The following is a 13525-nucleotide window of genomic DNA, read 5'->3' as shown; positions in this document are numbered from 1 at the left end:
TCCCACCCCTCCTACTCCTCCGGCTCCCACTCGCGGAGCAGGTCGAACAGACCCGCGTCTCCGTCGATCCGCACGGAGTCCGCCGCAATACGGTCGTACACGAAGAGGACCAGCTCACTGGCCGTGCCGTGTACGGAGACGCCGGCCCCGTCCGGGCTTTCGCCGTCAGCATCGGTGGGCGTGGGGATACGAGCCGAGCGGGCGCCCTCGCCGTCGACCGTCAGGCGCCAGGAGTGGCCCTCGGTGGCATGGAAGTCGAAGGCAGTGGGCTTGTACGGCCAGGCACTCGTCGTCGCGACGCAGGTGAACAGGAACTCCTCGACACCGTCGAGCGCCACCTCCGTCGGCAGCGGTTGCGGGGCGCCCACGGTGACCTGGGCGTCGTAGGTGTGCACCGCCATCTGCTGGAGCTGGTGCCGGGCGACGGCGCCACAGGTCTGCGGCGACTGCGACGCACCCCACCACGTCCAGCAACCGCGATCCGGGCCGGCCTCCCGCAGCGCGTCCAGCAGCTCCTGCGTCGACGCGGCCAGCCAGGCCGACATGGCCTCGCGCTCCCGAGGAGCGGTCGGGGCGTCCTCCGCGACGGACTTGGCCTGAGCGTCGGGCCCCGCGGCTATGGTGGCGGCCCAGGAGCGACGCCCCTCGCCGATGTGCTGCACCAGATCGAACAGCGTCCACTCCGGGCAGGTCGGCACCTGCACGTCGAGGCTGGGCGCGGAGGCCACCGCGGCGCGAAAGGCGGTCGACCGTTCGTCGATCAGTCGCAGCAGAGCGGGGAACGCAAGAGTCGTCGTCACAGGGACTCTCTATCACCGCGTTCCGACAGTCGGACAGCAGTTTTCACAGCCGCGGCGGCGACCCCGCGGAGTGTCAAGAAACCCCCGGACCGATGGTCCGGGGGTTTCTTGGCTGGTGGGGCTAACAGGATTTGAACCTGTGGCCTCATCCTTATCAGGGATGCGCTCTAACCAACTGAGCTATAGCCCCGCCGCGCTCTGCGGGAGTGTGTCCCGCGCGCTGACTCCTGAAGATTAGCGCACGACGTGGGCAGTCCCAAAATCGGTTCTCGGAGGACCGCCCACGCGGGTTTGAGACGGCGTTACTCGTCCTCGGCCAGCGTCAGCTCGACGCCGCCGACGAAGCCCGCCGAGAGGTTGTAGATGAAGGCGCCGAGGGTCGCCAGCGCCGTCGCGAGGACGACGTCGATGACCGCGATGATCGACGTGAACATCAGGACGTTCGGCAGGGAGAGGAAGGCCTGGAGGTCGAAGCCGTTCGACTCGTTCGAGCCGGTCGCCTCGGAGATCGTCCCGCCGACGGTCGAGAAGACGCCCATCGCGTCCATGACCATCCACAGCACGGCGGCCGCCACGATCGTGCAGATGCCGAGCGCGATGGAGAGCAGGAAGCTGACCTTCATGACCGACCACGGGTCGGCCTTGGCCACCCGCAGCCGTGCCTTGCGGGTCCGGGGCATGGTGCGCGCCCCGGTGCGCGGGCGGCGTACGGCACCCGTCGGCGCGGCCTGGGTCGGGTAGGCCTGCGGCGGGTGGTAGGGGCCGGCCTGCTGCTGCGGCTGCCGTTCCCCCGGCAGCGGAGAGGGCGCGGGCTGGGGCTGAACCGCGGACTGGGGCTGCGGCTGGGCCGCCGCCCTCGGCGGTGCGGCGGGCGCCGTCGGCTGGGCCGGCGGCTGGGTGTCCGTCACAGGTCCCCCCTGGGATCCATGCGTAGCGGGCGGCTTGATCGCCTTGAGTTGAGTCGTGTGCGTATCCGTCGTGTGCGTTTGTGTCGCGTCTGTCGCACGCGCGGCAGAGCCACGGCCGCCGCCGTCCCCCTCCGTGCCGGGGGAGGACCCCCTAGAGGTTCCGGTCGATCCGGCGCCCGTGGCTCCGCTCACGATGACTCACTCCTCGTGCTACTCGGCCGAGGGTGCCTCACCCTCGTCCGTGCCGATGGTCTCGGCGGCACCTTCGACGGTCTCGTCGTCGGCCACATCGCCGTCGACCTCCTCCGCCTCACGTCCCGCCTCGGCGTTACGTGCGATGCCGACGACGGCATCGCGCTTGCCCAGGTTGATCAGTTGGACGCCCATGGTGTCACGGCCCGTCTCCCTGACCCCGTTGACTCGCGTACGAATCACACCGCCGGACAGCGTGATGGCGAGGATCTCGTCGGTCTCCTCGACCACCAGCGCGCCGACGAGAGAACCGCGGTCCTCCACGATCTTGGCAGCCTTGATGCCGAGGCCGCCGCGACCCTGGACGCGGTACTCGTCGACGGCGGTCCGCTTCGCGTACCCGCCGTCCGTAGCAGTGAACACGAACGTACCGGGTCGAACAACATTCATCGAGAGCAGCTCGTCCCCCTCGCGGAAGCTCATGCCCTTGACGCCCGAGGTCGCACGGCCCATGGGACGCAGGGTGTCGTCCGAGGCGGTGAACCTGATCGATTGGGCTTTCTTGCTGATCAGAAGCAGATCACTGTCGGCCGAGACCAGTTCGGCGCCGATCAGTTCGTCGTCCGAACCGTCCTCGCGCTCCCGCAGGTTGATGGCGATGACGCCACCGGAACGCGGAGAGTCGTAATCCTTCAGTGACGTCTTCTTGACCAGACCCGCCTTCGTGGCGAGCACCAGGTACGGCGCCGCGTCGTAGTCACGGATCGCGAGGATCTCGGCGATCGCCTCGTCCGGCTGGAAGGCGAGCAGGTTGGCGACGTGCTGGCCGCGCGCGTCCCGCCCGGCGTCCGGCAGTTCGTACGCCTTGGCCCGGTAGACCCGGCCCTTGTTGGTGAAGAACAGCAGCCAGTGGTGCGTGGTGGAGACGAAGAAGTGGTCGACGATGTCGTCTTCCTTGAGCTTCGTGCCGCGTACGCCCTTGCCGCCGCGCTTCTGGGCGCGGTAGTCGACGGTCTTGGTGCGCTTGACGTAACCGCCGCGCGTGACCGTGACGACGATGTCCTCCTCGGCGATGAGGTCCTCGATGGACATGTCACCGTCGTAGGGCACCAGCATGGTCTTGCGGTCGTCGCCGTACTTCTCGACGATCGCGGCGAGTTCGGCGCTCACGATGCCGCGCTGGCGGACCGGCGAGGCCAGGATCTCGTTGTACTCGGTGATCTTCGCCTGGAGTTCGTCGTGCTCCTGGATGATCTTCTGGCGCTCCAGGGCGGCGAGTCGGCGCAACTGCATCTCGAGGATGGCGTTGGCCTGGATCTCGTCGATCTCCAGGAGCTCCATCAGGCCCCCGCGCGCGATCTCGACGGTGTCGCTGCGCCGGATCAGCGCGATGACCTCGTCGATGGCGTCCAGGGCCTTCAGCAGGCCGCGCAGGATGTGCGCCCGCTCCTCGGCCTTGCGCAGCCGGAACTTCGTACGCCGGACGATGACCTCGATCTGGTGCGCCACCCAGTGCCGGATGAACGCGTCCAGGGACAGCGTGCGCGGGACGCCGTCGACGAGCGCCAGCATGTTGGCGCCGAAGTTCGACTGGAGGTCCGTGTGCTTGTAGAGGTTGTTCAGGACGACCTTGGCGACCGCGTCGCGCTTGAGGACGATCACGAGCCGCTGGCCCGTGCGCGACGACGTCTCGTCCCGGACGTCCGCGATGCCGCCGACCTTGCCGTCCTTCACCAGGTCGGCGATCTTCTGCGCGAGGTTGTCGGGGTTCGTCTGGTACGGCAGTTCCGTCACCACCAGGCACTGGCGGTTCTGGATCTCCTCGACCTCGACGACCGCCCGCATGGTGATCGAGCCGCGGCCCGTGCGGTACGCCTCCTCGATGCCCTTGCGCCCGACCACGAGGGCGCCGGTCGGGAAGTCGGGGCCCTTGATGCGCTCCATGAGGGCGTCCAGGAGCTCCTCGTGCGAGGCCTCCGGGTTCTCCAGGTACCACTGGGCGCCGGCCGCGACCTCGCGCAGGTTGTGCGGCGGGATGTTGGTCGCCATGCCGACCGCGATACCGGCCGAGCCGTTGATCAGCAGGTTCGGGAAGCGGGCCGGCAGGACGGTCGGCTCCTGGGAGCGGCCGTCGTAGTTGTCCGTGAAGTCGACGGTCTCCTCGTCGATGTCACGGACCATCTCCATGGACAGCGGCGCCATCTTGCACTCGGTGTACCGCATGGCCGCCGCCGGGTCGTTGCCCGGGGAGCCGAAGTTGCCGTTGGAGTCCACCAGCGGCATCCGCATCGACCACGGCTGGGCGAGGCGCACCAGGGCGTCGTAGATCGAGGAGTCGCCGTGCGGGTGGTAGTTGCCCATGACGTCGCCGACCACGCGCGCGCACTTGTAGAAGCCGCGCTCGGGGCGGTAACCGCCGTCGTACATGGCGTACAGGACGCGGCGGTGGACGGGCTTGAGACCGTCCCGGACGTCCGGCAGCGCGCGGGACACGATGACGGACATCGCGTAGTCCAGGTACGAACGCTGCATCTCCGTCTCGAGCCCGACGGGCTCGACACGCTGAGCGATGACGCCGCCCTCTTCAGAGGTGACGGGCGTGTTCTCGTCGGTCATTGCGGGTGAGGATCCTTCCTGGTGCGGTCAGCTGAGACCGACTCAGATGTCGAGGAAGCGGACGTCCTTGGCGTTGCGCTGGATGAACTGGCGACGGGCCTCGACGTCCTCGCCCATCAGGACGGAGAACAGGTCGTCGGCCTGGGCGGCGTCGTCGAGCGTGACCTGGCCGAGGACGCGGTGCTCCTGGTCCATGGTGGTCACGCGCAGCTCCTCGGCGTTCATCTCGCCGAGACCCTTGAAGCGCTGGATGGAGTCCTCGCGGATGCGCTTGCCGCGCTGGCGGCCCATCTCGATCAGCGCGTCGCGCTCGCGGTCGGAGTAGGCGTACTCGACGTCGTCCCGGCCCCACTTGATCTTGTACAGCGGGGGACGGGAGAGGTACACGTGCCCGGCCTCGACCAGCGGCCGCATGAAGCGGAACAGGAAGGTCAGCAGCAGGGTGGAGATGTGCTGGCCGTCGACGTCGGCGTCCGCCATCAGGATGATCTTGTGATAGCGCAGCTTCTCGATGTCGAAGTCCTCGTGGACCCCGGTGCCGAAGGCCGAGATCAGCGCCTGGATCTCCTGGTTCTGCAGGATCTTGTCGATCCGCGCCTTCTCGACGTTCAGGATCTTGCCGCGGATCGGGAGGATCGCCTGGTACTCCGGGTTGCGGCCGGACTTGGCCGAGCCGCCGGCGGAGTCACCCTCGACGATGAAGATCTCGCACTTGGTGGGGTCGTTCGACTGGCAGTCGGAGAGCTTGCCCGGCAGGGACGCCGTCTCCAGCAGGCCCTTGCGACGGGTCAGGTCACGGGCCTTGCGGGCCGCCACGCGCGCGGTGGCCGCCTGGATGGACTTGCGGATGATGTCCGCGGCCTCGACGGGATTGCGGTCCAGCCAGTCGGTGAGGTGCTCGTAGACGACCTTCTGGACGAAGGTCTTCACCTCGGTGTTGCCCAGCTTGGTCTTGGTCTGGCCCTCGAACTGCGGCTCGCTCAGCTTCACCGAGATGATCGCGGTCAGACCCTCGCGGATGTCGTCACCCGTGAGGTTGTCGTCCTTCTCGCGCAGCAGCTTCTTGTCGCGCGCGTACTTGTTGATCAACGAGGTCAGCGCCGCCCGGAAGCCCTCCTCGTGCGTGCCGCCCTCGTGGGTGTGGATGATGTTGGCGAAGGAGTACACACCCTCGCTGTAACCGCCGTTCCACTGCATCGCGAGTTCGAGGGACAGGCTCTTGTCCTTGTCCTCGGCCTCGAGGTCGATCACGGTGGGGTGGACGACCTCTCCCTTGCGGGAGTTGAGGTACTTCACGAAGTCGACGATGCCGCCCTCGTAGTGGTACGAGACGGACTTGACCTCGTGCTTCTCGTCCTCGCCCGCCTCGTCCGCGCCGGCGGTGGCCTTCGCCGACTCGCGCTCGTCGGTGAGGTTGATCCGCAGCCCCTTGTTGAGGAACGCCATCTCCTGGAAGCGCCGCGAGAGCGTCTCGAAGGAGTACTCGGTGGTCTCGAAGATGTCCGGGTCGGCCCAGAAGGTGACCGTGGTGCCGTGCTCGTCCGTGGCCTCGTGCTGGGCCAGCGGGGCCGTCGGCACGCCCAGCTTGTAGTCCTGCGTCCAGCGGTAGCCGTCGGTCTTGATCTCGACGGCCACCTTGGTGGACAGGGCGTTCACGACGGAGACACCCACACCGTGCAGACCGCCGGAGACCGCGTAGCCGCCGCCGCCGAACTTGCCGCCCGCGTGCAGCACGGTGAGCACGACCTCGACGGCCGGCTTGCCCTCGGAGGGGACGATGCCCACCGGGATGCCGCGGCCGTTGTCGACGACGCGCACGCCGCCGTCGGCGAGGATCGTCACGTCGATGGTGTCCGCGTGGCCGGCCAGCGCCTCGTCGACCGAGTTGTCGACGACCTCCTGCACCAGGTGGTGCAGACCGCGCTCGCCGGTCGAGCCGATGTACATACCGGGTCGCTTGCGGACCGCGTCCAGACCCTCGAGGACGGTGATGGCGCTGGCGTCGTACGAGGCGGTCACCTCGTGGCTCGACGAGGTCGCCTCGGCGTCGGTGGACGGAATGTTCTCGTTGGGGTTGCCGGAATCGGCCACGAAGCGCCCTTTCTGGCACAGCACGAGCCGGGCTCGTCGGCGGGTTGCCGGAGCGGCTGCGGCATGTTGCGTTGGTAAGCCTTGATCAGCGTTGCTCAGCTTCTCCCGGGCGGTCCCCACGTTCGGGGCGGGATCGGCTTCCAGTCTACCGGTAGCGCCGACAGTGATGGGGGTTTGCCGGTACCTGAGTCCGCATGTGCCGCCCTGAACCGGCGTCTTCCGGGTCCCCATATACGGAGCGGGGCTCCAAGAGGCTCACGGAGGCACTCAGCGCTTCGAGCTGTCAACCCTTGGCTACTTGGGAGTCAGGTCGGAATTCGCAACCGCGTGCAGTGCTACGACAAGGGCGTCGGCGGCGCCCCGAAGGCACCGCCGACGCCCTTGATGTGATGTCTGTCACCCGTAGGTGTCACCGGGTCCCGTGCTGCCGGGGGCACGCAGCGGACCGTAGCGACGGGCGGGCCCACCAGGGCCGTTCACCTTGATCATGTTCACCGCGCCGTGCCCGAGATCCTCGTTCAGGCGGGCCACCAACTGCGGGGCGAGCAGCCGCAGGTTCGTCGCCCACGCCGTCGAGTCGCAGCGCACCACCAGGACCCGCTCGTCCTCGTCGTACCTCTCCGGCTCGCAGTGCTTGGCCACGTCCTCGCCGACGATCTGCGGCCAGCGCCCCATCACCCCGCCCACCGCGGCCGGCGTCTCCCAGCCGCGCTCGGTGATCAGGCGGCTGATGGCGGCGCCGAAGGCCATCGGGTCGCGTCCGTCGGCGCGCGCGCCGGAGCGCAGTCCGCCCCCGCGCCGCGCCTGCCGTTTCTGCTGCGCCGCGTCCCCCCGCGCGCGTGCCTGTTCCTTGGCAGCCCTGAGCGCCACGCGCGCGAGGTCGACACCGGACGGCTCGGCCGGCTGGGGCTTGGGAACCGGGGCCTGCTCGTCGGTCATACGCGCTCCACCGTCCCCTCGGACACGGCGTACCGCGTCCCCGTCAGCACGTGCGGCACGTCGTCGTCGACCGCCGCCGTCACCAGCACCTGCTCCCCGGGCGCGACCAGCTCGGCCAGCCGCTCGCGGCGACGGGTGTCCAGCTCGGCGAACACGTCGTCGAGGATCAGCACGGGCTCGTTGCCCTCGGCCCTGAGCAGGTCGTACGACGCCAGCCGCAGCGCCAGCGCGTACGACCAGGACTCGCCGTGCGAGGCGTACCCCTTGGCGGGCAACTGACCGAGCTTGAGATTCAGGTCGTCCCGGTGCGGCCCCACCAGGGTCACGCCCCGCTCGATCTCCTGCTTGCGCACCTCGGTGAGCGCCGCCATCAGCTGCTCGTGGAGAGCCTCACGCGTGTGTGCCTCGCCCGGAGCGGACGCTTTGTACTCCAGCGCGACCGGGCCGCCGCCGGGCGCCAGCTGCTCGTACGCCTTGTCGGCCAGCGGCTGGAGCGCGGCGATCAGGTCGAGCCGCTGGGCGAGCAACTCGGCCCCCACGCGCGCGAGATGCTGGTCCCACACGTCGAGAGTGGACAGGTCCATCGAGCGGCCCCCGTGGCGCCGCGCGAGGGCGGCCGACTTCAGCAGGGTGTTGCGCTGCTTGAGGACGCGCTCGTAGTCGGAGCGGACGCCGGCCATGCGCGGGGAGCGCGCGGTGATCAGCTCGTCCAGGAAGCGCCGCCGCTCGCCCGGGTCGCCCTTCACCAGGGCGAGGTCCTCCGGCGCGAACAGCACGGTCCGCACGATCCCCAGCACGTCACGGGGCCTGACCTGCGAGGACCTGTTGATACGGGCCCGGTTCGCCCTGCCGGGGTTCAGCTCCAGCTCGACCAGCTGCTGCCGCTCGCCCTGCCTGACCTGCGCCCGCACGATCGCGCGGTCGGCGCCCATGCGGACCAGCGGGGCGTCGGAGGAGACCCGGTGGCTGCCGAGGGTGGCGAGGTAGCCGATCGCCTCGACCAGGTTCGTCTTGCCCTGCCCGTTGGGGCCCACGAACGCGGTGACGCCCGGGTCGAGCGGAACTTCGACCCGGGCGTACGAGCGGAAGTCGGCCAGCGACAGATGCGTGACGTGCATGGTCGGTCGCCGACCTCCCCCAGGTTGTGGACTGTGGGAACAGTCCTGTGGATTACTTCGTCTCGACCGCGTGGCCGCCGAACTGGTTGCGCAGCGCCGCGATCATCTTCATCTGCGGCGAGTCGTCCTGACGGGACGAGAACCGCGCGAACAGGGACGCGGTGATCGCCGGCAGCGGCACCGCGTGGTCGATGGCGGCCTCCACGGTCCACCGGCCCTCGCCGGAGTCCTGTGCGTAACCGCGCAGCTTCTCCAGGTGCTCGTCCTCGTCGAGGGCGTTGACCGCGAGGTCGAGCAGCCAGGAACGGATGACGGTGCCCTCCTGCCAGGAGCGGAAGACCTCCCGGACGTCGGTCACGGAGTCGACCTTCTCCAGGAGCTCCCAGCCCTCGGCATAGGCCTGCATCATCGCGTACTCGATGCCGTTGTGGACCATCTTCGCGAAGTGGCCCGCGCCGACCTTGCCCGCGTGCACCGATCCGGCGTCGCCCTCGGGCTTGAGGGCGTCGAAGACCGGCTGCACCTTGGCGACGTTCTCCGCGTCGCCGCCGTACATCAGCGCGTAGCCGTTCTCCAGGCCCCACACACCGCCGGAGACACCGCAGTCGACGAAGCCTATGCCCTTGGCCGCCAGCTCCTCGGCGTGCTTCTCGTCGTCCGTCCAGCGGGAGTTCCCGCCGTCCACCACCACGTCACCGGGCTCCAGGAGCTCGGCCAGCTCGTCGATGGTCGCCTGGGTCGGCGCACCGGCCGGGACCATCACCCACACGACCCGCGGACCCTGCAGCGCGTCCACAAGCTCCTTGAGGCTGTGGACATCGGCGAGGTCCGGGTTGCGGTCGTATCCGATCACGGTGTGGCCTGCGCGGCGGATCCGCTCGCGCATGTTGCCGCCCATCTTGCCGAGGCCGACGAGACCGAGCTCCATCAGTTGTTCCTTAGGTTGCTGTGGCGTGACGGGCACCTTCGTACCCACGTACGAGCCTAAACCCGGACGCTCACGCACACCTGTGGGCATACGCGCTCAAACGTATGCCCTCACCTGGGGCTTTGACTCAGCCGCTCAGCCGCACCGGCATACTGCGATCTTGTGGGGGACGACCCCCACACCCCCAGCAGCCGGCCGGCCCGGGCAAGCCGGCATGCTCAGCCGCTCAGCCGCACCGGCATGATCAGGTACTTGTAGGCCTCGTCCGCCTCGGCGTCCAGGGCCGGCTTGCCGCTGAGCAGCGCGGGCTTGGTGGACGTCGTGAAGGAGAGCTGCGCCACCGGGGAGTCGATGGCACTCAGGCCGTCCAGCAGGAAGGTCGGGTTGAAGGCGATCGAGATGTCGTCGCCCTCCAGCTGGGCGTCGACCCTTTCCACAGCCTGTGCGTCGTCGCTGGAACCGGCCTCCAGGATCAGCACACCCTGCTCGAAGCTGAGCCGCACCGGGGTGTTGCGCTCGGCGACCAGGGCCACACGCTTGACGGCCTCCACGAAGGGGGCGGTCTCGATCACGGCGACGGAGTTGAACTCGGTCGGGAACAGCGTGCGGTACTTCGGCAGGTCGCCCTCGAGCAGACGCGTGGTCGTACGGCGGCCCGCGCCCTCGAAACCGATCAGGCCCTCGCCCGCACCCGAGCCGGACAGCGCCAGGATCACGCTGTCGCCGCTCGTGAGCGCCTTGGCGGTGTCCAGGAGCGTCTTGGCGGGCACCAGGGCCACCGCGGACGCCTCGGGGTTCTCCGGCTTCCACAGGAACTCGCGGACCGCGAAGCGGTAGCGGTCGGTGGAGGCCAGGGTGACGGTGTCGCCCTCGATCTCGATGCGTACACCGGTCAGGACGGGCAGCGTGTCGTCGCGGCCCGCGGCGATGGCCACCTGGGAGGCGGCGGAGGCGAAGACCTCACCGGGGACGGTGCCGGTCGCGCTCGGCATCTGCGGCAGTGCCGGGTACTCCTCCACAGGCAGGGTGTGGAGGGTGAACCGCGAGGAGCCGCAGACCACCGTCGCCCGTACACCGTCTGTGGAAATCTCCACCGGGCGGTTGGGCAGGGCACGGCAGATGTCGGCGAGCAGGCGGCCGGAGACCAGGACCGTGCCCTCCTCCTCGACCTCGGCCTCCACGGAGACCCGCGCGGAGACCTCGTAGTCGAAGCTGGACAGGCTCAGCTGGCCTTCCTCGGCCTTCAGCAGAAGGCCGGCGAGGACAGGCGCCGGCGGACGGGCCGGGAGGCTGCGAGCCGCCCAGGCCACTGCCTCCGCGAGTACGTCGCGTTCCACCCGGATCTTCACTGTTGCCGCCTCCTGCTGTTGCCGGCGCTGCTCGGCCTGCCTGGCTTCGTCGTCTGTGTCGGCGTCATCGGCCCCTGTGACGGGAAGGACACCGGGGAACAGTCTGACGCACCCCACTGACAGTAGGTGCCTCTCGGGGTCAAGTCGTGACGAGGGGCAGCCGGGCACCGGACAGCGAGTTGTGCACAGGCCCCACTTCGAAACGGATTCCCAGCTCTCTCTAGTTGGGAGTAGTAGTAGGGGCTGTGGATACCGTGGATAACCTCGTTTTCCCAGCTCAGAGCAGGAATTTTGTCCACGGGCCCTGTGGGCGACACCGGTGGACAACCAGGCGTATCTGTGGAGAACAGAAAGTTCTGCACACTCCATGCACAGCCCGGGGCGACTTCTCCCCAGCGCCGTCCCCAGCTTTACCCAGCTTTCCCACAGCCCAACCCGGCACCTTCGTGTGACGCCTTTCACTCGGCCCGGTGATCAGGCGCGTCGGGTTGCCGAACAGTGGACAGGCATGTGGAGAAGCCGGTGATCGCTGGGGACAACCGGCCCCGGCCTGTGGGCGACCGGTGGACAACTCGGTGCACAGCCTGTGGATCTCCTCGCTGTCCACAGTCTGTGGAGATCCTTCGTCCACGCATCCACAGCCACCTGACCTGGCCTGATGGTTCTCGGGTGGGAAGCCTGTGGACCATGATCTGGACAACTTCGCGGTCCCCAGGATGTGGACGGGAAAAAGTCACCGGATCTGTGGAGGGAGGCCGTAACCCGGCGCGGAATCGAACACCGGGCTACGGCGTCGTGACCTGAGGAATGCCGAAGGGCGCCCCCGGGATCTCGTCCCCAGGGCGCCCTTCGCGTCGAAACGGCGGTGAATCCGCCGGTGTCAGCCGTTCTTGATGCGGTTGGTCAGCTCGGTCACCTGGTTGTAGATGGAGCGGCGCTCGGCCATCAGATTGCGGATCTTGCGGTCCGCGTGCATGACGGTCGTGTGGTCGCGGCCGCCGAACAGCGCGCCGATCTTCGGCAGCGAGAGGTCCGTCAGCTCGCGGCACAGGTACATGGCGATCTGCCGGGCCGTGACGAGTGCTCGGCCGCGCGAGGTGCCGCACAGGTCCTCGACGGTCAGGCCGAAGTAGTCCGCCGTCGCGCTCATGATGGCCGTCGAGGTGATCTCCGGCGCCGAGTCCTCGCCGCCGGGGATCAGGTCCTTCAGCACGATCTCCGTCAGGCCCAGGTCCACCGGCTGCCGGTTGAGCGACGCGAACGCCGTGACCCGGATCAGCGCGCCCTCCAGCTCGCGGATGTTGCGCGAGATCCGGGAGGCGATGAACTCCAGTACCTCCGGCGGGGCGTTGAGCTGCTCCTGCACCGCCTTCTTGCGCAGGATCGCGATCCGGGTCTCCAGCTCGGGCGGCTGGACGTCGGTGATCAGGCCCCACTCGAAACGGTTCCGCAGCCGGTCCTCCAGGGTGACCAGCTGCTTGGGCGGCCGGTCGCTGGAGAGCACGATCTGCTTGTTGGCGTTGTGGAGCGTGTTGAAGGTGTGGAAGAACTCCTCCTGCGTCGACTCCTTGTCCGCGAGGAACTGGATGTCGTCGACGAGCAGGATGTCCATCTCGCGGTACCGCTTGCGGAAGCTGTCGCCCTTGCCGTCGCGGATGGAGTTGATGAACTCGTTGGTGAACTCCTCCGAGCTCACGTACCGCACGCGTGTGCCGGGATACAGGCTGCGCGCGTAGTGCCCGATCGCGTGCAGCAGGTGGGTCTTGCCGAGGCCCGACTCCCCGTAGATGAACAGGGGGTTGTAGGCCTTGGCCGGCGCCTCGGCGACCGCGACAGCGGCCGCGTGGGCGAAGCGGTTGGAGGCACCGATGACGAACGTGTCGAAGAGGTACTTCGGGTTCAGCCGCGCGGTGGGCTCACCGGGGCCGGTGGCCGGCGCGGGCTGAGCGGCCAGCGGGCCGGGGGCGCCGGTGGTGGGCAGGTTGGAGCCGACCGGGCCGCCGCGGTGCACATGTCCGGAGCCGGGCGGGGGATCGGGCAGGTCCCGGCGGCCGTCGCGCTGGTCGTAGTCCGAGCGGGGCTTGTCGTAGTCGGAACGCGGCTTGTCGTAATCGGGCCGCTGGTCGTAGTCGGAGCGCGGGCCGTCGTAGGACGGGCGCTCCATCGGCTGCGGGCGGTAGTCCTGCGACGGGGGGCCGTACGAGTCCTTCTGGTACGGCTCCTTCGCGTACGGCTCCTGCTGGTACGGCTCCTGGGAGTAGGAGTCCTGCTGATAGGACTCCTGCTGATAGGACTCCTGCGACGGCGACGCGTACGGGTCGCGTTCGGGGAAGCCGAGTCGCGGCTGCTGCCAGCTGTACTCGTCCTGCGCGGGGCGCGGCCAGGCGCCGGGCTCCGGGCGCTGGTACTCCGAGGGGTAGGCGGGGCGCGCGGTCGGGAGCTGGTCCTGTCGGGACGAGTGGTCGCCCTGACCCCCCGGGCGCTGCTCGCCGCGGCCCGGACGGGAGTCGTCGGCGCGGTGGCGGCCGTAGCCCTCGTAGGGATTGTCGTACTGGCCGGAGGGAAGCTCCGGCTCCTCGTAGCG

9 protein-coding genes and 1 tRNA gene are annotated in these 13525 nt (G+C 68.8%); all 10 read right to left on the bottom strand.

Annotated elements, in window-relative coordinates; all coding sequences use genetic code 11:
- Positions 1-11 precede the first annotated feature (11 nt).
- Positions 12-800, bottom strand: coding sequence for a maleylpyruvate isomerase N-terminal domain-containing protein (locus EHS43_RS22265; RefSeq protein WP_125192531.1), 789 nt, complete (start codon positions 798-800; stop codon positions 12-14).
- Between the two features lie 113 nt (positions 801-913).
- A tRNA-Ile gene (locus tag EHS43_RS22260) sits at positions 914-990 on the bottom strand.
- A gap of 112 nt (positions 991-1102) precedes the next feature.
- Positions 1103-1900, bottom strand: coding sequence for a DUF3566 domain-containing protein (locus EHS43_RS22255; protein ID WP_125192530.1), 798 nt, complete (start codon positions 1898-1900; stop codon positions 1103-1105).
- Positions 1901-1918: 18 nt separating this feature from the next.
- The gene (gyrA, locus tag EHS43_RS22250; RefSeq protein ID WP_125192529.1) at positions 1919-4516 is read right to left on the bottom strand and encodes a DNA gyrase subunit A; all 2598 of its coding nucleotides are present in this window, start codon (positions 4514-4516) and stop codon (positions 1919-1921) included.
- A gap of 42 nt (positions 4517-4558) precedes the next feature.
- Positions 4559-6607, bottom strand: a complete 2049-nt coding sequence (gene gyrB, locus EHS43_RS22245; protein ID WP_185806359.1) for a DNA topoisomerase (ATP-hydrolyzing) subunit B — start codon at positions 6605-6607, stop codon at positions 4559-4561.
- A 396-nt stretch (positions 6608-7003) separates the two neighbouring features.
- Entirely contained in the window at positions 7004-7546 is a 543-nt protein-coding gene (locus EHS43_RS22240; protein ID WP_125192527.1) for a DUF721 domain-containing protein, read from the bottom strand.
- On the bottom strand, positions 7543-8664 hold the full coding sequence (recF, locus tag EHS43_RS22235; RefSeq protein WP_125192526.1) for a DNA replication/repair protein RecF: 1122 nt from the start codon (positions 8662-8664) through the stop codon (positions 7543-7545). Before recF ends, EHS43_RS22240 begins: the two co-directional genes overlap by 4 nt.
- Positions 8665-8716: 52 nt before the next feature.
- A complete protein-coding gene (gene gnd / locus EHS43_RS22230; RefSeq protein ID WP_125192525.1) occupies positions 8717-9592 on the bottom strand; it encodes a phosphogluconate dehydrogenase (NAD(+)-dependent, decarboxylating) in 876 nt (291 codons plus the stop codon).
- A 218-nt stretch (positions 9593-9810) separates the two neighbouring features.
- Positions 9811-10941: a DNA polymerase III subunit beta gene (gene dnaN / locus EHS43_RS22225; RefSeq protein ID WP_037707198.1), complete on the bottom strand. Its 1131-nt coding sequence runs from the start codon at positions 10939-10941 to the stop codon at positions 9811-9813.
- An 880-nt stretch (positions 10942-11821) separates the two neighbouring features.
- A partial coding sequence (gene dnaA, locus EHS43_RS22215; RefSeq protein WP_125192523.1) for a chromosomal replication initiator protein DnaA occupies positions 11822-13525 on the bottom strand: 1704 nt, incomplete at its 5' end.

Origin of the sequence: Streptomyces sp. RP5T, from assembly GCF_003933965.1 — a bacterium.
Taxonomy (GTDB): domain Bacteria; phylum Actinomycetota; class Actinomycetes; order Streptomycetales; family Streptomycetaceae; genus Streptomyces.
The sequence above is the reverse complement of the archived record's forward strand: the minus strand, read 5'-3'. Positions and strand labels throughout refer to the sequence as shown.

What these genes read in the sequence shown, in the direction of transcription:
- gnd (WP_125192525.1), bottom strand. Translation starts at nt 9,592, where the DNA reads ATGGAGCTCGGTCTCGTCGGCCTCGGCAAGATGGGCGGCAACATGCGC.
- gyrA (WP_125192529.1), bottom strand. Translation starts at nt 4,516, where the DNA reads ATGACCGACGAGAACACGCCCGTCACCTCTGAAGAGGGCGGCGTCATC.
- EHS43_RS22240 (WP_125192527.1), bottom strand. Translation starts at nt 7,546, where the DNA reads ATGACCGACGAGCAGGCCCCGGTTCCCAAGCCCCAGCCGGCCGAGCCG.
- recF (WP_125192526.1), bottom strand. Translation starts at nt 8,664, where the DNA reads ATGCACGTCACGCATCTGTCGCTGGCCGACTTCCGCTCGTACGCCCGG.